Here is a 25,416-nt window from a genome sequence, read left to right on the forward strand (position 1 = left end):
GTCGGTCCCACTCAACCATCAAACTGCGCAAGGGCACTTCCCGGTTCCCCTCACCAAACGCTCACACCTGGGCTACATTCGAGCACCGTCGATAACAGTAATGATCGGCAGAGTCACGCCCCGTACAACCCAGGAGCAGCGCATGCGCGACTTCGCCGTCGCTCCACCCCCCACCTCCACCTTCAACGGCGGCCTCGCCGACAGCATCTTCGAGACCGCGGTCCTCCATCCCACCCTCCCCCTGATCGCACGCAAGGCGGACCCGTCCTCCACGGAGTGGGAGGAGGTGACGGCCGTAGAGCTGCGGGACGAAGTCGTCGATCTGGCAAAGGGGTTGATCGCCTCCGGGATATCGCCGGGCAGCCGGGTCGCGATCATGGCCCGTACCCGTTACGAGTGGACCGTGCTCAGCCACGCCCTGTGGGCGGTCGGCGCCGAGGTCGTGCCGGTGCATCCGACGTCCTCGCGGGAGCAGGTCGAGTGGATCCTGCGGGACGCCAACTGTGTGGCCGTGGTCGTGGAGGACGAGCAGGGCATCATGACCGTCGGCACGGTGTGTGCCGCGCTGCCGCTGCTGCGGCACGTCTGGCAGCTGGACTCCGGGGCACTGGCCCAGATCGTGGAGCGGGGCACGTACATCCCGCAGACCACGGTGGACTCGCTGCGCCGGATCGTGATGCCGGACTCCACCGCGGTGATCGCCTACACCTCGGGGACATCGGGCCGCCCCATGGGCTGCGCGCTGAGCCACCGCAGTCTCGCCAGCCCCTGCGACACGCTGCTCTCGGGCTGGTCGCACACGGCGGCCCCGCCGGGGAACAGCCGGCCGTGCTGGCCTTCCTGCCGTTCTCGCACGTGTACGGGCTGATGATCCAGGGGCTGTGCATGCGCGGCGGCTGGCTGATGGCGCACGAGCCGGAGATGACCGAGGCGGCGCTGGTGTCGGCGCTGCGCACCTTCCGGCCCACGTACCTGTACGCGGTGCCGTCGATCTTCGAGAAGATCTACAAGAACTTTCTCCGTACGGCCCAACAGACGGGCCGCGGCGCCCTGTTCGAGCGGGCCGCGTCGACCGCGCGGGAGTTCGCCGCGGCCGAGGAGAGACAGAGACTCGGCCGGGGTTCGGGTCCCGCCTTCGATCTGCGGCTCCAGCACGCCGTGTTCGAGCGGACGGTGTACCGCAAGCTGCGGTCGGCGCTGGGCGGCCGGGTGGTCCGCGCGACGTCGGGCGGCTCACCCCTGAACCGTGAACTGTCCTTGTTCTACTCGGGTATCGGCATCCTCGTGCACGACGGTTACGGGCTGACGGAGACCGCCGGCGGGATCACGATGCAGCCGCTGGGCCGGGAGAAGATCGGCACGGTGGGGCAGGCGCTGCCGGGCACGGAGATCCGAGTCGCGGAGGACGGGGAGATCCTGGTGCACGGGCCCTCGGTGTTCCAGGGTTACATCAACGACGAGCGGGCGACCCGGGCCGCGATGCACGCGGGGTGGCTGGCCACGGGGGACATCGGGCGGCTGGACACCGAGGGGTATCTGACGATCACCGGCCGCAAGAAGGACATCATCATCACCAGCAGCGGCAAGAGCGTGGCGCCGGCCGCGCTGGAGAACCGGCTGCGGATGCATCCGCTGATCCATCAGGCGGTGGTCGTGGGCGACGACCGTCCGTGTGTGGGGGCGCTGCTCACGCTGGACCCGGAGTTCGTGGCGCACTGGCGGGCCGGTCTCGCGCTGCAGAGCGACGCGCGGGGCCGGGAGGCGCGGGAGGAGAACGCGCTGCGGGAGGAGATCACGCGGGCCGTGGCGGCCGCCAACAGCCCTGTGGGGCGCGCCGAGTCGATCCGGGTGTTCCGGGTGCTCCCGCAACCGTTCGACGTCGCGGGCGGGCTGCTGACGCCGTCGATGAAGCTGCGCAGGGACGCGATCGTGCGGCACTACGCGTTCGAGATCGACGCGATGTACCAGGCACGCGCGCGTGCCCCGCAGCAGTTGGCGGAGGAACAGCTCGCGGGCTGGGACGACGCGGACAACGTGTTCCGCTAGGTCACCGGCCGGAGGTCACCCGAGGCGGGGGCGGTCCGGGCGGAGCGCACTCCCGGCAGGGGGCACTCCGCGCAGGCATCACCCCCGGCGAGGGCAGTCCAGGCGAAGCGCACTACTGGCAGGAATCACTTCCGGCAGGAGTCACTCCGCGCAGGCATCACTCCCGGCGAGGGCACGCTCAGTGGGCGCACTCCCGGCGGGCGTCACTCCGCGCAGGCATCACTCCCGGCGATGGCACGCCCAGTGGGCGCACTCCCGGCGGGCGTCACTCCGGGCGGTGGGCGACGACCGCGAACATCGTCACGGACATGTGCAGCGCGCCCCGCTCGGCGGCCTCGGAGAGGTCGGTGTAGGCGCGGTCGCGCTGGGCCTCGGTCAGGGCGCCGCGGCGGACCGCGGACTCGCCGAGCATGCGGATCAGCGGCCAGGCCACCGAGCGGTGGTCCTGGAGCAGCGCCTGCGAGCCGCGGTCGTCGACGACGAGTCCGGCGGCGCTGAGCTGGCCGACGAGCCGGCGTCCCGAGTAGGGGTTGGCCGCGCCGGTGAGGGCGCCGGAGGTGAACGCGGCGGTGACCTCGGGGTCGCCCGGATGCAGGATCGTGGTCGCCCAGTCGGTGTCGAGCAGCGCCACGCGCCCGCCGGGGCGCAGCACGCGGGCGATCTCGGCGACGGCCTTGTCGGGTTCCGCGAGGTGCTGGAGCACCCGTTCGCACCAGACGAGGTCCACGGAAGCGTCGGGCACCGGCAGGGACAGCGCGTCGCCGTCCGTGAAGCGGGCCGGGTTCCCGGCCGACGCGGCGCGTTCCTCAGCGATCGCGCGCAGCCCGGGGTTGGGTTCGACGCCGAGTGCCGAGCCGTTCGAGCCCACGGCCGCGGCCAGTTCACGGGTGGTCGAGCCGGTGCCGGCCCCGACGTCGAGGGCGTGTTCCCCGCTGCCCGGGGCGAGGGCCTCGTGGGCCCACGCGCGCAGTCGCCGTACGCCTGGATTGGCTTCCTGGATGTCGAGCGCGGCCACCAGCCGCGTCACGTTGCCGGCGTCGATGTTCTGGGTACGGAAGCCTGACCCCGGCTCGGGCTGAGTGTGCGACATGGCGTGCACTCTACGGTCCACGGCGATCGTCTCGGGATCGGTCAAAGGTCATTCAGGTACGCCATTTGTTCACACGTCCGCGGCGTACGGAGGGCGTCGGCGGGGCATGCTGGTGCCCACGCGTTCGTCTGCCTGCCGCGCTCAGCTGGCGGAACGGCTCCCGGCACGGTGGGATCGACTGTGGTGCGAGGCAGCGATCCAGGGCAGGCGTACGGCGTCGAGGCAGACCGCCTGGAGCCGCAGAAGGGATGAACACCGTGACACGACCGAGGATCCTGGTGGTTGGCGCAGGCTTCGCAGGAGTGGAGTGCGTTCGCCGCCTGGAGAGGAAACTGACCCCGGAGGAAGCCGACGTCACGCTGGTGACGCCGTTCTCCTACCAGCTCTATCTGCCCCTGCTGCCCCAGGTCGCCTCCGGCGTCCTGACCCCGCAGTCGATCGCCGTCTCGCTGCGCCGCAGCAGCAAGTACCGCACCCGGATCATCCCGGGCGGCGCGATCGGTGTGGACATCAAGGCCAAGGTCTGTGTGATCCGCACGATCAACGACGAGATCGTGAACGAGCCCTACGACTACATCGTCCTCTCCCCCGGCAGCATCACCCGCACCTTCGACATCCCCGGGCTGACGGATCACGCCTTCGGGATGAAGACCCTGGCGGAGGCCGCGTACATCCGCGACCACGTCATCACGCAGCTGGACCTCGCGGACGCGAGCGACGACCCGGCGGAGAAGGCGTCGCGGCTGCAGTTCGTGGTGGTGGGCGGTGGGTACGCCGGTACCGAGACGGCCGCCTGTCTGCAGAAGCTGACGCACGCGGCGGTCAAGCGCTACCCGCGGATCGACCCGGGTCTGATCAAGTGGCACCTCATCGACATCGCGCCGAAGCTGATGCCCGAGCTGGGCGACAAGCTCGGCAAGAGCGCGCAGGAGATCCTGACCAAGCGCGGTATCGACATCTCCCTGGGCGTCTCGATCGCGAAGGCAGGGCCCGAGGAGGTCACCTTCACCGACGGCCGGGTGGTGCCGACCCGGACGCTGATCTGGACGGCCGGTGTGGTCGCCAGCCCGCTGATCGCCACGCTGGGCGCGGAGACGGTACGGGGGCGGCTCGCGGTCACCGCGGACATGAACCTGCCCGGACACGACGGGGTGTTCGCGCTCGGTGACGCGGGCGCGGTGCCGGACGAGGCCAAGGGCGGCGACGGCGCGATCTGCCCGCCGACCGCGCAGCACGCCATGCGGCAGGGCAAGGTGGTCGCCGAGAACGTGATCGCGACCCTGCGCAACCAGCCTCTGAAGAAGTACGTCCACAAGGATCTCGGGCTCGTCGTGGACCTCGGCGGCAAGGACGCGGTGTCCAAGCCGCTCGGCATCGAACTGCGCGGTTTCCCCGCCCAGGTCGTGGCCCGCGGCTACCACTGGTCGGCGCTGCGCACGAACGTCGCCAAGGTCCGCGTCGCGACCAACTGGACGCTGAACGCGCTGGCAGGCGACGACTTCGTGCGCACCGGCTTCCAGGCCCGCAAACCGGCCACGCTGAAGGACTTCGAGTACACCGACTCGTATCTGTCGGCGGAGCAGGTACGGGACCGCGTCGAAGGGTCCGGGACCCAGGAGCCGTAGCATCGGTGTCACGGATCTTGATGTGAACCTGGGGAGAGTACGGCGGCGTGAGGGCAGTGGGACGGGCGGCGTGGGCACGGGTTCGGTATCGCGTCGCGGCGTCCGATCCCGGACTGCTGCGGCTGACGGCCGGGCTGCGGACGGTGGCCTCGATCGCCCTCACACTGACCGTGCTCTCCCTGGCGCGGGCCTCGGTGCCGCATCTGGTCGCCGGAGCGATGGCGGCGATGGTCTCCACGTTCGCCATCCGCGAGAAACAGCGCACCCAGCAGGCGGTGACGCTCGCGCTCGGTCTGCCGGTGGCGCTGGCCTCGGTGTCGCTGAGCGCGCTGCTGAACTCGCGGGTGGTGGCCGGTGACGTCTTCTTCGTCCTGCTGATCTTCGGCGCCGTCTACAGCCGCCGCTTCGGCGACCGCGGCACGGCCCTCGGCCTGATCGGCTTCCAGATCTACTTCCTGTCCCTGTTCGTCGGCGCGACCGTCTCCGCGCTGCCGCGGCTGTACGGCGTGCTCGGCGTCGCCTTCGTGTGCAGCGCGCTGGTGCGGTTCGCGCTGGTGCCGGAGACGCCCGCGGGGACGCTGGACCGGCTGCGGCGGGCGTTCCGGGCGCGGTTCGCCCAGCTCGTCACCGCGCAGCTCGCGTTGCTCGACGCCGGTCCCGACGACATGGAGAAGGCCCTCGCCGACGTACGCGAGGGCACCGCGCGGTTGCACGAGACGGCGCTGCTGATCCAGGGCCGGCTGGAGGACGGGACCTCCGACGAGACGGTGGCACGGCTCGTGCAGCGCCGTATCGCGGACGCCGAGGTCGCCGCCGAGCGGCTCGGCCTGCTCCTGCTGACCGCGCGCAGCGCCGAGCGGGGCCACACCCTGACCCTGCATCTGCCGGGCGCACCGGTCCCCGTGGCCGACCTGCTGCCGGCGCGGGACGAGGCCACCGACACACTGCGCCGCGATCTGGAGGCGCTGCGCCTGCTCGTCCTGCGGCCCGCGGGCACGGACTCGGGCACCGGGCTGGCGCATGTGCGCAACCGGCTGCTGGGCTACCGCGAGGAGGAGAACCTGCCGCCCGCCTCGGACGCCGTCCAGGACGTGTTCCGGGGCATCGGTGAGGCAGGGCGTGCGGTGCTGGGGCTGCGGATCGCGGTGGACGGGCCGCAGGACGAGTCGGAGGACACGCCCGCGACGACCCGCTCGCGCGAGGAGCTGGACGCGGAGGACGTCGCCATCGCGGGCAGCGAGGAGGCCGAGCAGGAGGACGCGGAGCGCACCGGGCTGCGGCGGCCGACCACGCGGGCGGCCGTGCAGGTGGCGGTGGGGTCGTCGCTGGCGATCATCGGCGGCGAGTTCCTGTCCAGCCAGCGCTGGTACTGGGCGGTGCTGACCTGCTGGATCGTCTTCATCAACACCTCGTCCACGGGCGAGATCCTCGTCAAGGGCTACCGGCGGCTGCTGGGCACCGTCCTAGGTGTCATCGCCGGTATCGGTCTCGCGGGCCTGGTCGGGCATCACACGTGGACGGCGTTCGCGCTGGTGCTGCTGTTCATCTTCGCGATGTTCTACACGGCGCCGCTGTCGTACACCCTGATGTCCTTCTTCGTCACCGCGATGCTGGGCCTGCTCTACACGCTGCTGCACACCTACAGCGCGTCGGTGCTGCTGCTGCGGATCGAGGAGACGGCGCTCGGCGCGGCCTGCGGGGTGGTCGCGGCGGCGCTGGTGCTGCCGGTGCACACGGACCGCCGTACGAACGAACTGCTCGGCACCGTGCTGGAGCGGCTCACGGACGTCACCGAGGCCGCCGTCGACCAGCTCAGCGGCGGGGCCGCGGCCGAACTGCTCGACAAGGCGCGGGACTTGGACCAGGCGCTGGCGGATCTGAGCGCGTCCACGCAGCCGTTGACGCACCCGATCACGCCGTTGCGGGCGCGCCGGGACACGGCACGGTACGTCGTCGCGCTGCTGGAGACCTGTGCCTATCACGCGCGGTATCTGGCGGCCACGGCCGAGTTGCTGCCCACGCATCCGTCGATCGCGGCCGATCCCCGGCTGCGTGAGGCGGGGCGGCGGATCGTGCACAACATCGGGGTGATCGGCGCCCATGTCTCCGACGGGGACGCCGTCGGCGAGATCGAGACCGGGCCGAGCATCGCGTCCCTGCTGCGGCCCGGGACGCCGGGGACCCCGCGCTACGGCCGGGTCACCGACCGCGTGCTGCGGCATCTGCAGCGCCTCGACGAGGCCGTGACGGGCCTGGCCCGGCCGCTCGGCGTGCCGATCGCGGCGCCGGTGAAGTGAACTGCGCGCGCCTGGGTAGGCGACGGGCATGACTGATGTCGTGGACTCGGACGAACTGTTGCGGCGCATCCGGCGGGCCCGGGCCTTCGCCGCCCAGGAGGTGCAGACGTGGTCCCAACAGGGCGACGCCGTGAGGGAAGTGGCCTACGAGGCGGTTCTGCGGGTGCTGGACGAGATCGTGGCCCCCGGGCAGCGTGCCGCGAAGTGAAACCGGTCACGCGACCGGTTGAAGTGGGTACGAAATGCCCGCTGATGGTTTACGGTTCATTCATACGTGGATACGGGGTCGACCGTACCGTCCCCCGCGCCACCGCTTACGGCCCTGGCTGGTCTCCCCCGTCCAGCCAGGGCTTTTTCATGCCCCGATTCCGTCCCCCGAGGTGCCTGGGACGTCGGCAGAGGCTGAAATGGGCGTAGGGAGAATTCCGGATCCGCTGCCGGCGAGGAGCCCTGTGCCATGACCAAAGCGATAAAACTGCTGACCGCCCTGCCCCAGGCCCAGCGCGAACGGCTGATGGAGGTCGCGCAGGAGGTCTCGTTCGCCGAGGACTCCAGGATCTTCGAGGCGGGCGGCACGGCCGACCGGTTCTGGGTCGTCCGCTCCGGCGCCGTCTCGCTCGACCAGCGGGTCACCCCGCAGCAGCGGGTCACCGTGGCCACGCTCGGCGCGGGCGACCTGCTCGGCTGGTCGTGGCTGTTCCCGCCGTACGAGTGGGACTTCGGCGCGGAGGCGTTCAGTGCCGTGCGGGCCTACGAGTTCGACGCGGCGGCCGTCCTCGCCCTGAGCGTGGAGGATCCGCTGCTCGGGCTCTCCCTGGTCCGGATCGTCGCGGAGATCCTCGCGCACCGGCTGGCGATGACCCGGAGCAAGCTGATGGAGCACTACGCGATCCACCGGCCGGTCTGAGGTCAGATGCGGTAGCGGCGCAGCGCCGGGACCGCGGCGGCCAGGCCGAGCATGATGACGATGACCAGGATGCCGCCGCCCGCGACCGCCGGACGCGTGCCGAGGGCCGAACCGGCCGTGCCGTGCAGCACGTCGGCGAGACGCGGGCCGCCGGCCACCACGACGGTGAAGACGCCCTGCATACGGCCGCGCATCTCGTCGGTCGCGGCGGAGAGCAGGATCGCCCCGCGGAACACCATGGAGACCATGTCGGCGACCCCGGCGGCGGCCAGGAACGCCACGCCGATCCACAGGTTGCGGCTCAGCCCGAACCCGGTGATGGCCGCGCCCCAGGCGACGACCGCGCCGATCACCATCCAGCCGTGCCGCCGCGCCCGCGAGAACGTGCCGGAGAACAGTCCGCCGACCACCGCCCCGATGGGGATCGCCGCGAACAGCATGCCGAGCGCGAGGCCCTCGTCGTAGGACGAGTAGGTCTGCGCGGCGAGTTGCGGGAACAGGGCGCGGGGCATGCCGAAGACCATCGCGATGATGTCGGCGAGGAAGGACAGCAGCAGCACCTTGTGCAGCGAGATGTAGCGGAAGCCCGCGACGATCTCCCGCCAGCCCGCGCGGCGCGGGGTCGCGGACTCCAGGGGCGGCAGCGAGGGCAGCCGGACGACCGCCCAGAGCGTGACGCACAGCGCCAGCGCGTCGATGAGATACAGCTCGGGCAGGCCGATGACCGGGATGAGGGCGCCCGCGAGAAGCGGTCCGAGGACCTGACCGGTCTGCATGACGGTCGAGCCCAGGGCGTTGGCCGCGGGCAGCTGCCCGGCCGGGACCAGACGGGCGATGGAGGCGTTGCGGGCGGGCGCGTTGAGGCCCCAGAAGGCCTGCTGCAGGGCGAGCAGCGCCATCAGCGTGGCCACCGAGTCGAGCCCGATGGCCGCCTGCACCCAGAACAGCACCGAGGTCACGGCTATGCCGCTGTTGGTGATCAGCAGCAGTTTGCGGCGGTCCATGCTGTCGGCGAGCGAGCCGCCCCACAGCGCGAACACGATGAGCGGCGCAAGGCCGGCCATGCTGGCGGCGCCGACCCAGGCGGAGGAGCCGGTGATGTCGTAGATCTGCTTGGGTACGGCGACGGCGGTGAGCTGGCTGCCGACGGCCGTGACGATGGTCGAGGACCACAGGCGGCGGTAGGCGGGGATGCGCAGCGGGCGGGTGTCCATCGCCCAGCGGCGCCAGCCGCGCCGGGGGCCCGTCGCCGGTTCCCGGTCCTTCCGCGACTCGGGTTCCGTGCCGCTGTCGGTGCTCTCGCTCGTGTCCACTGGCTTCCTGGTTGCTCGCTACATCTAATCGACCGGGGTTCACTATCTCAGCACCGGCTGTGGCAACCGAATCCGCCGTCTCACGCCCCGGCGACGAGCGTTGCGCCGAGACCGATCATCGTCGCGGCGACCAGGCCGTCGAGCACCCGCCAGGCGGAGGGCTTGGCGAGGAAACGGCTGAGCAGACGGGCGCCGAAGCCGAGCGCGGTGAACCAGCACAGGCTGGCGCAGACCGCGCCGAGTCCGAAGGTCCAGCGCAGCGGGCCCCGGGCCGCCGCGATGGAGCCGAGCAGGAACACGGTGTCCAGGTACACGTGCGGGTTGAGCCAGGTCATCGCCAGACAGGTCAGGACGGCCCGGCGGCGCGAGCCGGTCGACTCGCCCTCGGCGTGCAGGGCGGCGGGGCGGAAGACCCGGCGGGCGGCTAGGACGCCGTAGCAGAGCAGGAAGGCGCCGCCGATGAGCCCGACCGCCGTCAGCGCGCCGGGCCAGGCGACCACGACCGCGCCGACGCCGCCGACGCCCAGCGCGATGAGGAGCGCGTCGGACAGGGCGCAGATGCCGACCACGGCGAGGACGGCGTCGCGGCGGATGCCCTGCCGTAGGACGAAGGCGTTCTGCGCGCCGATGGCGACGATGAGCGAGAGGCCGGTGCCGAATCCCGCGGCGGCGGCTGAGAGTGCGTTGGTCACGCCTTCGACGCTAGGGACACCGGCGCCTGGAGTACAGCTAAAGATTCTTACGTATCATTAGCGCTCGTGATGGTTTCGGAGCTTCCTCTCGACCAGGTGCGCACGCTGCTCGCGGTGGTGGACGAAGGCACGTTCGACGCGGCGGCCTCGGCGCTGCATGTGACTCCGTCGGCGGTCAGCCAGCGGGTGAAGGCGTTGGAGCAGCGCACGGGGCGGGTCCTGTTGCTGCGTACCAAGCCGGTGCGGACGACCGAGTCCGGCGAGGTGGTCGTGCGGCTCGCCCGTCAACTCGCCCGGCTGGAGCGGGACGCGCGTGCCGAGCTGGGGATGAGCGGGGCCGGGGAAGCGACCCGGGTGTCGATCGCGGTGAACGCCGACTCCCTCGCCACCTGGTTCCTGGGCGCGCTCACCCGTGTCCCGCGCGAGATGCGGGTCTGCTTCGAGCTGCGCCGCGAGGACGAGGACCATACGGCGGCTCTGCTGCGCGAGGGGCTGGTGATGGCGGCGGTGACTTCGTCGCCGGATGCCGTGCCGGGGTGTTCGGTGCGGGCGTTGGGGCGGATGCGGTATCTGCCGGTGGCGAGCCCGGAGTTCAGGGAGGCGTATCTGGGTGGCGGTTCGCTGCGGGATGCGCTGGGCGAGGCGCCGGTGGTGACCTTCGATCGGCTCGATGACTTCCAGGATGCCTTTGTGCGGGGGCTGGGGCGGGGGCGGGACGGGGCGAGTGCGGTGCGGCATCTCGTGCCGACGTCGGAGGGGTTTGTCGGGGCCGTTGTCGCGGGGTTGGGGTGGGGGATGGTGCCGGAGATGCAGGCGGGTCCGCTGGTGAGGGCGGGGAGGCTGGTGAATTTCGCGCCGTCGCGGTCGGTCGATGTGCCGCTGTACTGGCAGCAGTGGAAGTTGGATTCGCCTGCGTTGGCTGCGGTGGCGGGGGCGGTTGTGGAGACGGCGGAGGGGGCATTGCGGGGGTGAGCGCGCTTTGCCGTGCGGGTCGGTTGGGTGTGTGTGGGGGCGATGTGTCGTCGTTTTGCTGCGGCGGCGTCGTGGCTGGTCGCGCAGTTCCCCGCGCCCCTTTGGGGCGCTGCACTTCAGGCGCGCGCGGACTTCAGCTGGGTCTCCGCGCTGTCCAGGAGCATCTCCAACGCCGTCGGGTACGCGCTGGTGACCATGCGGGACGCCAGGAGTGGGGCCGCCTCGGCGATGCGGGGGTGGGTGGTGCGGGGTAGGCGGGCGTACGTCGAGCGCCACATGGACTCGTCGGCGTGGAGGGCCGCGCTCGGGAGGGCCAGGGAGGCGGCGTCCAACGCGGCGAAGGCCAGGGTCTGGTCGATGAACGCGTGGTAGATGCGTACGGTGTCGGGCAGGGGGAAGCCGGCCGTGCGCAGGACGTCCAACACGGCCTCGTCGGCGGCCAGTTCGTTGGGGCGGCCGGTGACCCGGCTCGCCGTCAGTTGGGCGGCCTGCGGGTGGGCGACGTACGCGGCGTGGATGCGCAGGCCGATCGCGCGCAGGTCGGCCCGCCACTCCCCCGTCGGTTCCCAGCCCCGCAGCGCCTGTCCGACGAGGGCGTCGCCGATGGCCAGGGTCAGCTCGTCCATGCCGCGGAAGTAGCGGTAGAGCGTGCTGGGGTCGGCGTCCAGGGCGAGGCCGAGGCGGCGGGCGGTGAGGCCCGCGCTGCCGTGTTCGCGAAGCATGCGCAGGGCCGTGTCGACGATCAGCCGCTCGGACAGGACCGTGCCGCTCTTGGTGGGACGGCGCCGTCGCCGCTTCTCCTCCGACACCACCGGTTTCGGCATCGCGGCCTCCCTGTGCTCCCTTGCGGTCCTTATGCCAACGCCATTGACCTTATCCGCGCGACCGGCGTTGTATCACCGGCAGGGCCCGCTGACCTTTCCAGTTCGGCAGTGAAGGAGTTCTTGTCATGCGTGTACTGCTCGTGGGAGCCGGTGGTGTGGGGACCGCGGTCACCCGGATCGCGGCCCGGCGTCCATTCTTCGACGCGATGGTGGTCGCCGACTACGACCTGTCCCGGGCGGAGGCCGCGGTCGCCGCGCTCGGGGCCGACGGCGCCCGGTTCCGCGCCGAGCGGCTGGACGCGAGCGACGAGGAAGCGGTCGTAGCGGCGCTGCGTGCGCACGAGTGCGATGTGCTGCTGAACGCGACCGACCCTCGCTTCGTCCTGCCCCTGTTCCGTGCGGCGCGTGCCGCGGGGGCCAACTACCTTGATATGGCTATGTCGTTGTCCCGGCCTCATCCTGAGCGGCCGTACGAGGAGTGCGGGGTCAAGCTCGGGGACGCGCAGTTCGCGGACGCGGAGGAGTGGGAGAAGGCGGGTGCGCTGGCGCTCGTCGGGATGGGTGTGGAGCCTGGGCTGTCGGATGTGTTCGCTCGGTACGCTGCCGATGAACTCTTCGACGAGATCGAGGAGATCGGTATCCGCGACGGGGCGAACCTCACCGTCGACGGCTATGACTTCGCGCCCTCCTTCTCCATCTGGACGACGATCGAGGAGTGCCTGAACCCGCCGGTCGTCTACGAGGCCGACCGGGGCTGGTTCACCACCGAACCGTTCAGTGAGCCCGAGGTGTTCGACTTCCCCGAGGGCATCGGCCCGGTCGAGTGCGTGAACGTGGAGCACGAGGAGGTGCTGCTCGTCCCGCGCTGGGTCGACGCGCGCCGGGTCACCTTCAAGTACGGGCTCGGCAACGAGTTCATCGAGACCCTGAAGACCCTGCACCTGCTGGGACTTGACCGCACCGAGGCGGTCACCGTGCCCAGCACCTCGGGGCCGGCTGCCGTGTCGCCGCGTGATGTTGTGGCCGCCTGTCTGCCCGACCCCGCGACGCTGGGCGACCGGATGCACGGCAAGACCTGTGCGGGCACGTGGGTGCGCGGCACGAAGGACGGGGCGCCGCGCGAGGTGTACCTCTACCACGTGGTGGACAACCAGTGGTCGATGGCGGAGTACGGCTCCCAGGCCGTGGTCTGGCAGACCGCCATCAACCCGGTGATCGCCCTGGAGTTGCTGGCCACGGGCTCGTGGAGCGGTTCGGGTGTACTGGGCCCGGAGGCGTTCCCCGCCGGTCCGTTCCTGGATCTGCTGACCGAGTACGGGTCGCCGTGGGGGCTGCGGGAGCAGTGATCGGCGTCAACTCCCCGGAGGAATCGCCGGTTTGAGTGGGCGTCAATCTCCCTCCGGTGGGCTGGAGTTGGGCAGGCGCAGCGTGAACACGGAGCCGGCGCCGGGTTCGCTCGCCGCCTCGACCGCGCCGTCGTGGGCGGCGACCAGGTCGCGGACGATGGACAGGCCCAGGCCGCTGCCTCCGGTGCGGCGGCTGCGGGACTGGTCGGCGCGCCAGAAGCGTTCGAAGACGTGCGGGAGGTTCTCGGGCGCGATGCCGGTGCCGGTGTCGGCGACGGTCAGGACGATGTCGTCGCCGTCGCGCCACGCGGTCACGGTGACGGTGCCGTCGGCCGGAGTGTGGCGCAGCGCGTTGGACACGAGGTTGCCGAGGACCTGGCGCATGCGGACCGGATCCGCCTCCAGCCAGAGGGAGTTGTCCGTCTTGCCGGTCAGGGCGACCCCGGCCGTGTCGGCGGAGACGCGGTAGGCGGCGACGACCTGGTCGACGAGGTCCTCGACGCGCACGGGTTCGCGGTGCAGGCGCAGGGTGCCGGCGTCTGCGGCGGCGAGGTCCTGGAGGTCGTCGATGACCCGCTGGAGGACCATCGCCTCCTCGTGCAGGGAGCCGAGCAGGGCCGGGTCGGGTTCGACGAAGCCGTCGCGGGTGACCTCCAGCCAGCCGCGGATGTTGGTGAGGGGGCTGCGGAGTTCATGGGCGATGTCGCTGACCATGGCCTTGCGCTGGGCCTCCATGCGTTCGCGGCGTTCGGTGAGGTCGTTGAAGGCCTCGGCCAGGATGCCGGTCTCGTCCCGGGTCCGCACCGGCACCCGGACGTGCAGCTCCGGCGGCTGCTGGGCCGCCTCGGTCAGCGCGCGCAGGGGCCGTACGAGCCGGGTCGCGACCACGGCCGTGACGAGGACGGTGAGGGCGAGGACGGCGGCGGCCGCGCCGACGACCTTGGCCTTGTTCGCCGGGGAGACGGCGAAGCGGGGAGCGGTGGTGTTCCCGCCGCCCAGGAAGAGTTCGGCCACCGGTGCTACGTAGGGGTCGAGTTGGGCGCGGCGGGCACTGTCGGTGCAGGCCTCCGCCTTGCGGATGTCGGCCGCGTCCCCCAGCTTGGTGTACGCGCCCGTGATGTAGCGGGAACCGAGGCTCTTGTCGAAGACGTCGACGCCGAAGTACGGGACCTTGAAGGTCACGCCGCCCTCCTTGAAACAGGGTTGGGCGCTCACGATCAGGTTCTTCAGCGCCTTGCCCTCGGTGACGGTCGGGGTGTTGAGCTTCCCGTCGGCGCACGCGTTGGGCACATAGCCGTTCGCGTCGTTGCCGTCCGCGTCGGTGAGGACGGGGCGGCCGCTCGGCGTCATCGTGATGGTCGTGTCGATGCCGCTCTGCTTGAAGCACGCCTGACGGTTCTTGGCCAGCCCCATCAGCCGGACCCGCTCCTTCGCGGTCACCCGGTACGGTCCGACGACCCGGGGGTCGAGACCGCTGAGCTGTGCGCCGGGTTCCGTGTACGTGTCGGTGTGCAGGGGGTCGACGCTCGCGGCGGCACGGGGCGGCAGGGAGGTGCCGTGCGGTGCGGAGTCGGCGATGAGGACGCGGTCGGTGGTCGTGAGGGCGATGCGGCGGCCCATCTTCTTCGACAGGGCGCGGACGGTGGGCGCGACGCCCTTCCACTCGGGGTGGGTCGCCGCGTAACCGCTGAGCTGCGCGAGGATGCGCATGTCGTCCGCGAGGTCCTGGCCCTGTTCCTCCCGGATGGCCCGGGTGGTGGTCGTCACCGCGAGCCAGGCCGTCGCCCCGACCGAGCAGACGGCGATCAGCACAGTGGCGACGAGCAGTCGGACCAACAGCCGCTTGCGCAGCGGTATCCGGGGCCTCACGCGCGACCGCCGCGCAGCTTGTAGCCGACGCCGAACACGGTCAGCAGCCGGACCGGGCGGCGCGGGTCGGCTTCGATCTTCTTGCGCAGGTTCATGATGTGGACGTCGACGGCCCGTTCCGTGGACGCCCGGTCCAGACCCCGGGTGTACTGGAGCAACTGCCGCCGGGAGAAGACCCGTTCGGGCTCGGCGGTCATGGCGAGGAGGATCTCGAACTCGGCCGGTGTGCAGTCCACCGGCACCCCGTCGCACCGCACCTCGTGCCGTACGGCGTCGACGGACAGTCCCGCAGCCCGGACGACGGTGTCCTCCTGCCGGTCCTCGGTGGTCCGGCCGCTGCGCCGCAGGACCGTGCGGATGCGGGCCATCAGCTCGCGCGGGCTGTACGGCTTGGTCATGTAGTCGTCGGCGCCGAGTTCGAGGCCGAGCAGGACGTCGTCCTCGGTGGAGCGGGCGGTGAGCATCAGGACGGGGATGTCGTCCTCGCCGCGCAGCACCCGGCACACCCCGAAACCGTCGATCACCGGCAGCATGAGGTCGAGCACCACGAGGTCGGGTCTCAGTTTCCGGGCCGCCTCGATGGCGGCGGCCCCGTCGTGGACCACGGTCGCGGAGTGGCCTTCCGTCAGCAGGGAGCGTCGTATCAGCTCGGCCTGCATCTCGTCGTCCTCGGCGACCAGCACATGTGCGCACACCTGGCGGATCCTAAGCGGTCAGTGGTCCAGGGCGGCCGCGTCGCCCATGACGACGACGGGGTGCCGGGCCGGGTCCAGGGTGCGCAGGAGTTCCTTCATGTGGTCCTCGGCGATGCTGACGCAGCCGTGGGTGGGGCCGCCGTGGTCGACGTGGATCCAGATGCCGCCGCCGCGCGAGGAGCCGAGGGGGCGGGTCCAGTCGAGGGGCGAAGTGCCGGGCCGGCGGTTGTAGTTGATGGCGATCACGTAGTCGAAGGACCCGGCGAGGGGTTCGCCCTCGAAGCCGGTGCCGGGCGAGACGAAGCCCGACCCGTGGTCGTACGACAGCTTGGTGCCGGGGTCCTTGAGCAGCCCGCCCGCGTCGGTGAGCGAATAGACACCGATCGGCGAGCGCAGGTCACCGGCCATGTGATGGTCGGACCAGCCCTTGAGCGCGTTGTGCGCGGCCCAGCTGACGGTCTGCTCCCAGCCGTCGTCGGTGCGCTCGTACAGGGCGAGGGTGGAGAGGGGGGAGTTCGCGCCCCGCCCGGTCACCAGGACGACCTGTTCGGTGGTCGCCGGTATTCGCGCCAGCATCTTCGGCCCCACGCCCGGGAGTTGGCGGGGTGCCGCCTCGGCGGATATCTCCGACGAGGGCGACGGCGCGGACGAGGAGGCGGGAGTGGGGGCGGACTTGTGGTCCGTCGCCGCCAGCGCACCGCCGCCGCATCCCGTGAGGAGAACGGATGCGGCGACGAGTGCGACCGAGGGAATACGAGTGATCATGAGTCGACGATGACCGACACATGTGAGGAACTCGTCAGCTCCTACGGCTGGGTCGGCTTGCCTTTCGTGTAGAGCCAGGTGTGGAAGAGGGCATCGAGTCGTGTGCCCGATTTCTGCTCCGCCAGGCTGACGAACTGCGCGGTGGTTCCGTGGCCGTAGCGGTGTGCGCCCGCCCAGGCCCGCAGGATCGCGAAGAAGGTCTTGTCGCCGACGGCCAGGCGCAGTTCGTGCAGGGCCATGGCGCCGCGGTCGTAGACCGGCGTGCCGAAGATGTTGGCGCCGCTGCCCGGGTCGCCGGGCGGGAATGCCCACAGGTCGTCGGTCGCCTTGCGGGCGTACAGCGCGTCGAAGGTCTGCTGGGCGGTCTTGCCGCCGTGCTGCTCGCTGTAGAGCCACTCCGCGTAGGTCGCGAAGCCCTCGTTGAGCCAGATGTCCTTCCAGGCGGTCAGCGACACGGAGTCCCCGAACCACTGGTGGGCGTTCTCGTGCACGAGGGTACTGAGGTCCGGCGCCGAGTCGTAGATCGGCCGCCCCTGCGTCTCCAGCGCGTACCCGACGTCCGGCGCGTGGTCGACGATCGACCCGGCCGAGCGGAACGGATATGGCCCGAACAGCTTGCTCTCCCACTCCAGGACGGAGGGCAGCTTCTTCAACACGGGCTCGGCGGCGGCGACTTCACGCGGGTCGACGGCGTTGTACACCTTGACCCCGTCCTTGGTGGTGTACTGCTCGACCTTGAACTTCCCGACCGTCGCGGTGGCGAGGTAGGCGGCCATCGGCTCCGGGGCGTGCCAGCGGAACGTGGTCTTCCCGTGGGCGGTCCGCTGCCCGAGGAGCACGCCGTTGGCGACCGCGGTGCGCCCCTGCGGGACCGTGATCGTGAAGTCGTACGACGACTTGTCCTTGGGATGGCTGTTCGCCGGGAACCACGTCATCGCACCCTGCGGCTCACCGGCCACGAAGGCGCCGTCGTCGGTGGCGATCCAGCCGTCGGCCGAGCCGTCGGGGTCGGTGACCTGCTGGGGGACGCCGGTGTAGGTGACGGTGACCTGGAACTTCTGCCCCTTGCGCACGGCCCGGCGCGGGGTGACGACGAGTTCCTGTCCGTCGCGGCGGAAGTCCGCCTTGGACCGGTCCACGGTGAGACCGGTGACCTTGAGGCCCTTGAAATCGAGGTCGAAGCGGGTGAGCTTCTCGGTGGCGCGGGCGGTGAGGACCGCCTTGCCGTCGAGATGGCGGCTCGTCGGGTCGTAGCGGAGCGTCAGGTCGTAGTGGGCGACGTGGTAGCCGCCGTTGCCGGAGAGCGGGAAGTACGGGTCTCCCGCGCCGGCCGCACCGATCGTCGTGGCGCCCGCGGGTGCGGCGGCCGCGAGCAGGGCGGTGAGGGCGACGGGGACGGTGGCCACGACGGCGCTGCGGCGGAGGACAGCGGTGCGTCTTGTGGACTGCTGCCGGAGTTGCGTCACATGCGCTCCTACGGGTGAGGGGGGTTGATCATCCGCCTCAGAGACTAGGCCGCCGACTCCGTCCGGATCCCTCTAGTTAAAGCAAACTTGTTCGGCACTTGGTCAGCACTCGCTGAGCGGCTAATGGCTGCGGGCGAGGAGCGGCGGTTCCGGAGCGGGAGTGGCGGCGGCCCGGTCGATGGCGCGCAGTTCGTCGAGGCTGTCGGCGAGGGTGCGGCCCGCCAGCGTGTGCAGGACGGCCGCCTCGGTCTCGTCGGTGAGCCTGCGGAAGTACTCGGCGGAGTGGTTGGTGACCAGGCACTCCCGGGGCCCCTCCGGCCGGGGTGCCCACAGCGGCTTGTCGCCGATGGCCGAGCGGTAGATCTCCTCCAGCGTGATCCGGTCCGCGGGCCGGCCGAGGCGGACACCGCCGCTGCGGCCCTTGCTGGACGCGACGAGACCGTCCTGCACCAGGGGGACCATCAGCTTGCGCACCAGGCTCGGGTTCGTGTCCAGACTCCTGGCGAGCTGGGTCGAGCTGAGGACGGGACTGCCCGCCTCCTCGGCGTGGCCCAGCAGGAGCATGGCCTTCAGCGCGCTGGAGAACCGCACGTCCAGCATGGTCGTACCCCTTTTCTTCCGCTTCCTTCGCCGCCCGGTCCGAGTGACTCCCGACGCTCCATATTAGCAACTCTTACTGTTGCACTTCCGTCCAAGGATATGTACTTTTCACTCATGCAGATTGCGGCCGCCCGCCGAGGCGCCCGCCTGAAAGAACCCGACGGAACCCGACAGAACCGGAGAACGCCATGAGCACCGAGACCGAGATCAGGCAGATCGTCTCCCGCTACACCCGGGCCGCCGACCAGCGCGACGGCGAGGCGCTCGCGCGGCTCTACGAGGCCGACGCGGAAGTCGAGATCCACTACCACCGCGGGCCCGACGGCACGGAGCTGCTGGGCAAGCTCTCCGGCGGAGCGCAGATCGCGGAGGCCATGTCCACGGCCATGGCACCGCACCCGCCCCTGGGCTGGAGCCACCACACCACCTACGACCACCTGGTCTCCGTCGACGGCGACGAGGCGAGCATCGACACCCAGTTCATCACCTTCGACGTCGTCGGAGCCAGGAAGCCCGAGGGCGGCTGGCCCGCCGGCACGTTCGGCGCTCAGGGCACCATCAAGCCGATCGAGTCCGGGTACTACCGCTTCACCTTCCGCCGTACCGACGGCGTGTGGCGCATCCGGCACCAGGACGTCATCCACGACATCCCGTACGTCTACTGATCACCCGGCCGCTCTCCGATCACTCGGCGGCCCGTCATCGATGTCAGCGGTCACCGCTGACCGGCACTCGATCGGGAGGTTGTCCCCGGCATGGCGACACTTGGACTCATCGGCAGTGGAAACATCGGGGGCACCCTCGCCCGGCTGGCGGTCGACGCCGGACTGGACGTCGTCCTCAGCAACTCGCGGGGCCCGCAGACCCTTTCCGGCCTCGTGACCGAGCTGGGGCCGCGGGCCCGTGCGGCAACTCCCGTGCAGGCGGCTGCCGTTGGGGACTGGGTCGTCGTGACGATCCCGGTCGGTGCCGTGGGGGCAGTTCCCCGGGAGCCCCTCGTCGGCAAGACCGTCATCGACACCGGCAACTACTTCGCCCCGCGTGACGGCACCATCCCGGAACTCGAAGCGAAGGAGCTCACCGACAGCGAGTTGCTCCAACGGCACCTGCCCGAGGCGCACGTCGTGAAGGCGTTCAACAACATCAACCACCAACACCTCAGGGCGTTGCCGCGCCCGGTGGACGCGGCCGACCGCACGTCCCTGCCGATCGCCGGCGACGACCCTGACGCGAAGAAGCACGCCACCGAGTTGCTCTCGCTCCTCGGGTACGACGCCGTGGACATGGGACCGCTCACCGAAGGCTGGCGCTCACAGGTGGGCACTCCGGCCTTCTGCGCGCCGTACTCGGTGACCAAGGACGACCGGTACAGGAACCAGCCGGCCGCGCCCGCGTCCGCCGCCGAGATCCGCGCGGTGCTGGCGGCGGCACGGCGCTGAGCCGCCGCCCAGGTCAGGGCAGCACGGCCATCACCACGACAGCTACTGAGTGATGTCCGGGACGGCGAGGCCGAGTTCGCGCTCGCCGAGGGGTGCGAAGAAACGCTCCACGTCCGCGTCGCTGACCTCGGCGAGCGTGGGCGGTGACCAGTGCGGGGTGCGGTCCTTGTCGATGACCTGGGCGCGGATGCCCTCCACCAGGTCGGGGGTGGCCAGGGCAGCACAGGAGACGCGGTACTCCTGGTCCAACACCTTCTCCAGCGGGCCGAGTCGGCGAGCCCGGCGAAGCGCGACGAGGGTGACCTTCAGTGCGGTGGGCGACTTGGCGAGCAGGGTTTCGGCGGCCTGTTTCGCCGCGCTGTCGCCGTGGTCGAGGAGACGCTCGACGATTCCCTCGACGGTGTCCGCCGTGTAGCAGGCGTCGATCCAGGCCTGCGCGGCAGCGAGTTCACCGGGTGGCGCCTCTCGTGCGTACCGGTCGATGACCTCTCGCACCGGCGCGTGGGCGAGTGCGGTGAGCAGTTCCGGCAGCGACTGCGACGGTACGTAATGGTCGGCGAGGTCGCAGTACAGGGCGTCGGACGCGCCCAACGAGGCTCCGGTCAGGGCGAGATGGGTGCCGAGTTCGCCGGGAGCGAGGCCGAGGAGACGGGTGCCGCCGACGTCCGGTACGAAGCCGATGCCGGTCTCGGGCATGGCGACGCGCGAGCGTTCGGTGACGATACGGAAGCTGCCGTGCGCGGAGACGCCGACGCCACCGCCCATGACGATGCCGTCCATGACGGCGACGTACGGCTTCGGGTAGCGGGCGATACGGGCGTTGAGCCGGTACTCGTCCCGCCAGAAGGCCGCCGACGCCGAACCGTCCCCGTCCCGCGCGTCGTTGTGGATGGCGCGGATGTCGCCGCCCGCGCACAGGCCCCGCTCCCCCGCGCCCGTGAGGACCACGGTTTCCACGGACGGGTCGTGTTCCCAAGCCGTCAGGGCTCCGTCGATACGGCGAACCATCTGGTGGGTGAGGGCGTTGAGTGCCGTGGGTCGGTTGAGGGTGAGGTACGCGGCGCGCCCCTCGACACGGACGAGTACGGAGTCGTCGGTGCCGGTCATCCGAACGCCTCCGTCAGGCCGCGGGTCACGATGACGTGCATGATCTCGTTGGTTCCTTCCGGGATCCGGTGGACCCGCTGGTCGCGGACGATCTTCTCCCTACCGTATGCGCTCAAGGCCCGTCCGAATCGGCCGGCGGTACGAGCGCGGGTGCGGCGAAGCGCACGGGCGCCCGGAAGCGGGCCCTGCGGGCGGCCCGGCGGAAGGTCGTCAGGACCGCGGACCCGGCCGGCAGGGGCCAGTTGGCGTGCCGATGCCAGGGGTGTTCCCGTCCGCTCGTCCGGCGGGTCAGCGGCGGTGCATCGTCTGGAGCGCCTCGACCAGTACCTTCGGGTCGTGGCCGCCCTTGTAGACCGGGGGCGGTTGCCGCTTCAGGCCCAGGAGTTGGGCCACGGCGGTCCAGGCGGTGCGCACCGAGTACTCGACGGTGAAGACGACGTCGTCGGGGACCTCGGCGTACTGGCCGATGAAGGCCAGGTTCGTGGAGCCCTCCGGGACGACCTGCGGCCGGTCTCCCGAACTGCGCACCAGGAACTGGCTGGTGATGTACGGCATCAGCGCCGGGATCACGATCGAGTGGTCGAGGATCTGCGGGCCCTCCTCGAAGTGGAGGTGGTGCAGCACCTCGTCCAGGATCTCCCGGCCGGTGCACGCGCGCATCGGCTTGCGGACGAAGTCGCCCTCCCTGTCCGGGAAGAGGCCATAGCCCCACCACACGAAGGTGTCCTCCGGCTGCTCACGGAAGTGCGGCTGATGGTTGAGGACGATGGTCAGCAGCCAGTTGGAGTCCTTGAACGTGATCAGCCCGCCCTTGCCCGCCTCGCTGCCGCTGAACTTCTCCATCAGCTCGAAGAAGGTCGGATCCTTCGTCGTGACCGTGAAGGACGCCCAAGTCGAGTCCGTGACCGAGGAGTTGAAGACCGACGGGTCCCCCAGCAAGCCCGGCCGACCCGGCCGCTTCGCCGCGAGTGTCTCCCACAGCCGCCACGATCCCGCGTCGCCGGAGGTGTCCAGCACGGGCGCGGTGTCGGTCGAACCGAGCGTGGAGTCGGCGGTCATCGAGCCGTTGGTGACCAACACCAGGTCGTCCGGGCCGAGTTCCGTCTCCTCGCTACGGCCCTCCCGCGTCCAGGTGAGAGCCTCGACGGTCAGCCCGTTCCCCTCGGCCAGCCGCAAGTCGGTTACCCGGGTGCCGAGTTGGACGGTCACCCCTTGCTCGGTCAGCCACTTCGACAGGGGGCGCACGATGGAGTCGTACTGGTTGAAGCGGGTCCGGTAGATCCCCGACATGGAGTCGAAGGTCTTGAAGAGGTGCACGAAGCGGTTGAGGTAGCGGCGGAACTCGATCGCGCTGTGCCACGGCTCGAAAGCGAACGTCGTGCACCACATCCACCAGAAGTCCGTGTGGAAGAAGCCCTCGCTGAAGCAGTCCGTGATGCGCTTGCCGTCCAGCAGCCGCTCCGGGGTGCCGACGCACTTCACCAGCTCCAGCCGGTCGCGCTCGGAGAAGCCCATGGAGTGCGTGTCGACCACCCTGCCCGCCGCGTCGACGAGCCGGGCGTGGTCGTCCCAGGCGAAGTCCTCGTGGAAGGCGAAGGTGTCCTCGGTCACCGACTTCGACGGGTCGTCCAGCGACGGGATCGACCCCAGCAGGTCGTAGGTGCAGTCGAAGTGGATCTCGAACATCCGGCCGCCGCGCATCGTGTACCCGGTCTCGGGCGAACCGGCCGCGTCGAGGCTGCCACCTTCCCGGTCCTGTTCCTCGAGCAGCAGGATGTCCGACCCCACGAACCCGCCCTCACGGATCAGGAACGCCGCCGCCGACAAGGCCGCGACACCGCTTCCCACCAGGTAAGCCTTCGCCATGAACGCCGTCACTCCTTCGTCCCCCGACCACGGGCGGCCCGGGCGGAGGCACGGGCACGTCACCGGCGTGCGGTCGGCTTTGCCAGCCTCGGCCGCGGACCGGCTGCCCGCAGCAGGGCGGGACCGAACGAGTGAGTCGGCGGTCCGGCCGTGGCGTCGGGTACGCCACCTCGGGATTTACGGCGCGGTCACGACAGGTGGCGGGCTACCAGGGAACGACCCCGTCGTCCTCGAAGAACGAACCGGTCGGGCCGCCGTCGGGCAGCGTGGCGAGCCGGATCGCCGTGGCCGCGCCCTGCTCGGGGGTGCGGGGTCCTTGGAAGCCGGTGAAGTCGGTGGCGACCAGGCCCGGGCAGGCGGCGTTGATCAGGATGTCCGTGTCGGCCAACTGCCGGGCGTACTGCACGGTGACGGCGTTGAGGAACGACTTCGACGGGGCGTAGGCCGCCATGACGGGGCCGATCTCGATGTCCGGGTCCGCCTGCCGGGCCAGGGAGGCGACCGCGCTGGAGATGTTGACGATGCGGGGCGACGTCGAGCGCCGTAGAAGCGGCAGCATCGCGTTGGTCACGCGGATGACGCCCAGGACGTTGGTCTCCACGACCGTGCGGACCAGGTCGAGGTCGAGGGTGGTCGGATCCTGGATCCATCCCGGTCCCATGTCCCCTGAGATACCGGCGTTGTTGACCAGGACGTCCAGGTGCCCGGCCCGCCGTTCGATCAGTTCCGCGGCGGCGGTGGCGCTCCGGTCGCCGGTCACGTCCAGCGGCACCCCGAACGCGTCCGCCCCGGCGGCGCGCAGCTTCTCCACGGCACTCTCGCGCCGGTCCTCGTCACGGGCTCCCACGCCCACCCGGTACCCGAGGGCGCCAAGCCCGGCCGCGATCTCGTACCCGATTCCCTTGTTCGCGCCGGTCACCAGCGCGATCTTCGTTTCGCTCATGCCGTTGATCGTCGCTCGCGGACGAGGGGTGCGGCCAACACCGATACGGTGCGCTGTCATACCCGGTGGGTATCACCCAGAGGCTACGCTGGAGCCATGGACGCCCTGGAGACCCGTGAGTTGAGGTACTTCCTCGCCGTCGCCGAGGAACTGCACTTCGGCCGCGCCGCCGAGCGTCTCGGCATGGCCCAGCCGCCGCTGTCCCGGGCGATCCAGCAGCTCGAACGGCGCCTCGGTGTCAGCCTGTTGGCACGCAACCGGCGCGGCGTCGCCCTCACCGGTGCCGGAGAGGTACTGCTGCACGAGGGCCGCGCCGCCCTCGACGCGAGCACCGCCGCGGCCCGCCGTACCCGTCGTGCCGGTGGCGCCGACCGTCCGGGCGGTCCCCGTGACCGCCTGGTGCTGGCGGTGAAGGCCGCCGCGTCCCACGAACTGCTGCGGAAGCTTCTCGACGCCTACATGTCCAAGCCCGATGCCGCCGAGATCGAGGTGCTGCCGTGCGGCATGTGCGAGCAGCCGGAGATGCTGCGCGACGGCCGCGCCGACGTGGCGCTCATGCACGCGCCGTACAACTCCCTCGCCGGCTTCGACACCGAGGAGCTGATGACGGAGGGGCAGATCGCCGTACTGCCCGCCGGGCACCCCCTCGCCGCGCGCAGGACGCTGTCCGTGGCCGAAGTCAGTGACATCCCCGGTCTTCCGCCCGCCCGCTGGCCCAACGACGGCACGTACCCGCCCGGCCCGGGCCCCGAGATCCACGACCAGACGCAGCTGGCCCAACTCATCGCCCTCGGCCGCACCATGGCCGTCTTCCCCGAATCCGCCCGCTCCTGGCTGTGGGCCGGGCACACCGCCGTCCCCCTGACCGACGCACCCCCGGTCGTCACCCACATCGCCTGGCCCGCCCACAGCCGCTCCCTCGCCCTCGCCGGGCTGATCCGCACGGCCGTACAGCTATGAGCCTTACGGGGGCTGGAGCACGCTCGGCAATGCGCCCGACCCAACACCCCCGCGTCACCCCCTGCGCCGGCGCCTGACGCTCCAGTCGAAGCTCCCCCGGCACACCGTCGTCCCCGTCGCGTCGGTGATCTCGGCCCAGGTGGAGAACCGGGCCCGGTCGCTCTCGCCCGACAGCAACGGCAGCAGAGCGGCGCGCGCCTCGTCGTCGAGGCGGCAGACGGTCAGCAACCGCCCGCGTGCCGGAGCGAGGAACTCCAGGGCGGCGGCCGCTCCGAGGGGCACGACGCCGTCGAAGTCCCCGGGGCCACGGCTCGCGGCGACGATCGCGCCCAGGCCTGCCGCGTCGAGCAGGGCGATGAGTCCGCTGGAGTGCAGTGACCCGATCACGTTCGTCAGCTGTGGGGGAACCTCCGAGGCGATCTCGGCCTCGCCGTCCGCGGCTCGCAGGACCTCGACTCCCGCCGTGCGATGGGCCGGAACGGGCTCCAGCAGCGTGCGGGCCAGTGCCGTCATGTCCATCGCCGCAGCCTCGCACGGCCCCTCGGCGACGAAGGTAATTCCCCGTGAACTGTTCGACAGGGTCTCAGGCGTGTC

The 25,416-nt window shown here is 70.8% G+C and carries 23 protein-coding genes and 1 pseudogene; 10 read left to right on the plus strand and 14 right to left on the minus strand.

Annotated elements, in window-relative coordinates; all coding sequences use genetic code 11:
• Positions 1-142 precede the first annotated feature (142 nt).
• Positions 143-2,046 (plus strand): annotated as a pseudogene (locus R2B38_RS49010) (AMP-dependent synthetase/ligase).
• 265 nt (positions 2,047-2,311) lie between these two features.
• Here R2B38_RS49010 and R2B38_RS49015 read toward each other — a convergent pair.
• Complete coding sequence (locus R2B38_RS49015) at positions 2,312-3,136, minus strand: methyltransferase domain-containing protein (protein ID WP_318022679.1); 825 nt, start codon at positions 3,134-3,136, stop codon at positions 2,312-2,314.
• A gap of 248 nt (positions 3,137-3,384) precedes the next feature.
• Between R2B38_RS49015 and R2B38_RS49020 the strand changes: the two genes are divergently transcribed.
• The 4 genes from R2B38_RS49020 (at position 3,385) to R2B38_RS49035 (ending at position 7,965) form a co-directional block, all read left to right on the plus strand.
• Complete coding sequence (locus tag R2B38_RS49020; RefSeq protein WP_318022680.1) at positions 3,385-4,761, plus strand: NAD(P)/FAD-dependent oxidoreductase; 1,377 nt, start codon at positions 3,385-3,387, stop codon at positions 4,759-4,761.
• Between the two features lie 47 nt (positions 4,762-4,808).
• Positions 4,809-7,058 (plus strand): FUSC family protein, encoded by a 2,250-nt coding sequence (locus R2B38_RS49025; RefSeq protein WP_318022681.1) that lies wholly within the window; start codon positions 4,809-4,811, stop codon positions 7,056-7,058.
• Positions 7,059-7,086: 28 nt separating this feature from the next.
• The gene (locus tag R2B38_RS49030) at positions 7,087-7,266 is read left to right on the plus strand and encodes a hypothetical protein (protein ID WP_318022682.1); all 180 of its coding nucleotides are present in this window, start codon (positions 7,087-7,089) and stop codon (positions 7,264-7,266) included.
• A gap of 249 nt (positions 7,267-7,515) precedes the next feature.
• Positions 7,516-7,965, plus strand: coding sequence for a cyclic nucleotide-binding domain-containing protein (locus tag R2B38_RS49035; protein WP_033280849.1), 450 nt, complete (start codon positions 7,516-7,518; stop codon positions 7,963-7,965).
• Positions 7,966-7,967: 2 nt separating this feature from the next.
• Here R2B38_RS49035 and R2B38_RS49040 read toward each other — a convergent pair whose 3' ends face one another.
• Both R2B38_RS49040 and R2B38_RS49045 read right to left on the minus strand, forming a co-directional pair.
• A complete protein-coding gene (locus R2B38_RS49040; RefSeq protein ID WP_318022683.1) occupies positions 7,968-9,278 on the minus strand; it encodes an MFS transporter in 1,311 nt (436 codons plus the stop codon).
• An 80-nt stretch (positions 9,279-9,358) separates the two neighbouring features.
• A complete protein-coding gene (locus R2B38_RS49045; RefSeq protein WP_318022684.1) occupies positions 9,359-9,970 on the minus strand; it encodes a LysE/ArgO family amino acid transporter in 612 nt (203 codons plus the stop codon).
• 69 nt (positions 9,971-10,039) lie between these two features.
• On the opposite strand from R2B38_RS49045, the gene R2B38_RS49050 reads away from it, so the two are divergent.
• The gene (locus tag R2B38_RS49050) at positions 10,040-10,942 is read left to right on the plus strand and encodes a LysR family transcriptional regulator ArgP (RefSeq protein WP_318023092.1); all 903 of its coding nucleotides are present in this window, start codon (positions 10,040-10,042) and stop codon (positions 10,940-10,942) included.
• Positions 10,943-11,058: 116 nt separating this feature from the next.
• On the opposite strand, the gene R2B38_RS49055 is transcribed toward R2B38_RS49050, so the two are convergent.
• On the minus strand, positions 11,059-11,766 hold the full coding sequence (locus R2B38_RS49055) for a TetR/AcrR family transcriptional regulator (protein ID WP_318022685.1): 708 nt from the start codon (positions 11,764-11,766) through the stop codon (positions 11,059-11,061).
• A gap of 125 nt (positions 11,767-11,891) precedes the next feature.
• Between R2B38_RS49055 and R2B38_RS49060 the strand changes: the two genes are divergently transcribed.
• Positions 11,892-13,112, plus strand: a complete 1,221-nt coding sequence (locus R2B38_RS49060) for a saccharopine dehydrogenase family protein (protein ID WP_318022686.1) — start codon at positions 11,892-11,894, stop codon at positions 13,110-13,112.
• 42 nt (positions 13,113-13,154) lie between these two features.
• On the opposite strand, the gene R2B38_RS49065 is transcribed toward R2B38_RS49060, so the two are convergent.
• The 5 genes from R2B38_RS49065 to R2B38_RS49085 form a co-directional block, all read right to left on the minus strand.
• Complete coding sequence (locus tag R2B38_RS49065; RefSeq protein ID WP_318022687.1) at positions 13,155-14,981, minus strand: HAMP domain-containing sensor histidine kinase; 1,827 nt, start codon at positions 14,979-14,981, stop codon at positions 13,155-13,157.
• Positions 14,978-15,676 (minus strand): response regulator transcription factor, encoded by a 699-nt coding sequence (locus R2B38_RS49070; protein WP_318022688.1) that lies wholly within the window; start codon positions 15,674-15,676, stop codon positions 14,978-14,980. Before R2B38_RS49070 ends, R2B38_RS49065 begins: the two co-directional genes overlap by 4 nt.
• Positions 15,677-15,694: 18 nt before the next feature.
• Entirely contained in the window at positions 15,695-16,441 is a 747-nt protein-coding gene (locus R2B38_RS49075; RefSeq protein WP_318022689.1) for a L,D-transpeptidase family protein, read from the minus strand.
• A 41-nt stretch (positions 16,442-16,482) separates the two neighbouring features.
• Positions 16,483-17,907, minus strand: a complete 1,425-nt coding sequence (locus R2B38_RS49080) for a M1 family metallopeptidase (RefSeq protein ID WP_318022690.1) — start codon at positions 17,905-17,907, stop codon at positions 16,483-16,485.
• 120 nt (positions 17,908-18,027) lie between these two features.
• A complete protein-coding gene (locus R2B38_RS49085) occupies positions 18,028-18,507 on the minus strand; it encodes an Rrf2 family transcriptional regulator (protein ID WP_318022691.1) in 480 nt (159 codons plus the stop codon).
• A 188-nt stretch (positions 18,508-18,695) separates the two neighbouring features.
• Between R2B38_RS49085 and R2B38_RS49090 the strand changes: the two genes are divergently transcribed.
• The gene (locus tag R2B38_RS49090; RefSeq protein WP_318022692.1) at positions 18,696-19,172 is read left to right on the plus strand and encodes a nuclear transport factor 2 family protein; all 477 of its coding nucleotides are present in this window, start codon (positions 18,696-18,698) and stop codon (positions 19,170-19,172) included.
• 90 nt (positions 19,173-19,262) lie between these two features.
• A complete protein-coding gene (locus tag R2B38_RS49095) occupies positions 19,263-19,946 on the plus strand; it encodes an NADPH-dependent F420 reductase (protein WP_318022693.1) in 684 nt (227 codons plus the stop codon).
• A 42-nt stretch (positions 19,947-19,988) separates the two neighbouring features.
• Here R2B38_RS49095 and R2B38_RS49100 read toward each other — a convergent pair whose 3' ends face one another.
• From R2B38_RS49100 to R2B38_RS49115, 4 genes are all read right to left on the minus strand, one after another.
• Positions 19,989-21,053, minus strand: coding sequence for an enoyl-CoA hydratase/isomerase family protein (locus R2B38_RS49100; protein ID WP_318022694.1), 1,065 nt, complete (start codon positions 21,051-21,053; stop codon positions 19,989-19,991).
• The gene (locus R2B38_RS49105) at positions 21,050-21,169 is read right to left on the minus strand and encodes an acyl-CoA dehydrogenase family protein (RefSeq protein WP_411978634.1); all 120 of its coding nucleotides are present in this window, start codon (positions 21,167-21,169) and stop codon (positions 21,050-21,052) included. The genes R2B38_RS49100 and R2B38_RS49105 overlap by 4 nt, the downstream gene beginning before the upstream one ends.
• A gap of 172 nt (positions 21,170-21,341) precedes the next feature.
• Positions 21,342-22,919 (minus strand): oleate hydratase, encoded by a 1,578-nt coding sequence (locus R2B38_RS49110; protein WP_318022695.1) that lies wholly within the window; start codon positions 22,917-22,919, stop codon positions 21,342-21,344.
• A gap of 205 nt (positions 22,920-23,124) precedes the next feature.
• On the minus strand, positions 23,125-23,862 hold the full coding sequence (locus R2B38_RS49115; protein WP_318022696.1) for an SDR family oxidoreductase: 738 nt from the start codon (positions 23,860-23,862) through the stop codon (positions 23,125-23,127).
• A 96-nt stretch (positions 23,863-23,958) separates the two neighbouring features.
• On the opposite strand from R2B38_RS49115, the gene R2B38_RS49120 reads away from it, so the two are divergent.
• Positions 23,959-24,822, plus strand: a complete 864-nt coding sequence (locus tag R2B38_RS49120) for a LysR family transcriptional regulator (RefSeq protein ID WP_318022697.1) — start codon at positions 23,959-23,961, stop codon at positions 24,820-24,822.
• A 54-nt stretch (positions 24,823-24,876) separates the two neighbouring features.
• Here the strand turns inward: R2B38_RS49120 and R2B38_RS49125 are convergent, their stop codons facing one another.
• Positions 24,877-25,341 carry a PaaI family thioesterase gene (locus R2B38_RS49125; RefSeq protein ID WP_318022698.1) on the minus strand — a complete coding sequence of 155 codons (465 nt, stop codon included), beginning with the start codon at positions 25,339-25,341 and terminating at the stop codon, positions 24,877-24,879.
• Positions 25,342-25,416 lie beyond the last annotated feature (75 nt).

The sequence above is a fragment of the Streptomyces sp. N50 genome (assembly GCF_033335955.1).
In the GTDB taxonomy this organism is placed as follows: domain Bacteria; phylum Actinomycetota; class Actinomycetes; order Streptomycetales; family Streptomycetaceae; genus Streptomyces.

Coding starts and splice junctions, on each gene's coding strand:
- R2B38_RS49015 (WP_318022679.1), bottom strand. CDS start 3,136: ATGTCGCACACTCAGCCCGAGCCGGGGTCAGGCTTCCGTACCCAGAAC.
- R2B38_RS49020 (WP_318022680.1), top strand. CDS start 3,385: ATGAACACCGTGACACGACCGAGGATCCTGGTGGTTGGCGCAGGCTTC.
- R2B38_RS49030 (WP_318022682.1), top strand. CDS start 7,087: ATGACTGATGTCGTGGACTCGGACGAACTGTTGCGGCGCATCCGGCGG.
- R2B38_RS49035 (WP_033280849.1), top strand. CDS start 7,516: ATGACCAAAGCGATAAAACTGCTGACCGCCCTGCCCCAGGCCCAGCGC.
- R2B38_RS49050 (WP_318023092.1), top strand. CDS start 10,040: ATGGTTTCGGAGCTTCCTCTCGACCAGGTGCGCACGCTGCTCGCGGTG.
- R2B38_RS49055 (WP_318022685.1), bottom strand. CDS start 11,766: ATGCCGAAACCGGTGGTGTCGGAGGAGAAGCGGCGACGGCGCCGTCCC.
- R2B38_RS49060 (WP_318022686.1), top strand. CDS start 11,892: ATGCGTGTACTGCTCGTGGGAGCCGGTGGTGTGGGGACCGCGGTCACC.
- R2B38_RS49075 (WP_318022689.1), bottom strand. CDS start 16,441: ATGATCACTCGTATTCCCTCGGTCGCACTCGTCGCCGCATCCGTTCTC.
- R2B38_RS49085 (WP_318022691.1), bottom strand. CDS start 18,507: ATGCTGGACGTGCGGTTCTCCAGCGCGCTGAAGGCCATGCTCCTGCTG.
- R2B38_RS49090 (WP_318022692.1), top strand. CDS start 18,696: ATGAGCACCGAGACCGAGATCAGGCAGATCGTCTCCCGCTACACCCGG.
- R2B38_RS49095 (WP_318022693.1), top strand. CDS start 19,263: ATGGCGACACTTGGACTCATCGGCAGTGGAAACATCGGGGGCACCCTC.
- R2B38_RS49100 (WP_318022694.1), bottom strand. CDS start 21,053: ATGACCGGCACCGACGACTCCGTACTCGTCCGTGTCGAGGGGCGCGCC.
- R2B38_RS49110 (WP_318022695.1), bottom strand. CDS start 22,919: ATGGCGAAGGCTTACCTGGTGGGAAGCGGTGTCGCGGCCTTGTCGGCG.
- R2B38_RS49115 (WP_318022696.1), bottom strand. CDS start 23,862: ATGAGCGAAACGAAGATCGCGCTGGTGACCGGCGCGAACAAGGGAATC.
- R2B38_RS49120 (WP_318022697.1), top strand. CDS start 23,959: ATGGACGCCCTGGAGACCCGTGAGTTGAGGTACTTCCTCGCCGTCGCC.
- R2B38_RS49125 (WP_318022698.1), bottom strand. CDS start 25,341: ATGGACATGACGGCACTGGCCCGCACGCTGCTGGAGCCCGTTCCGGCC.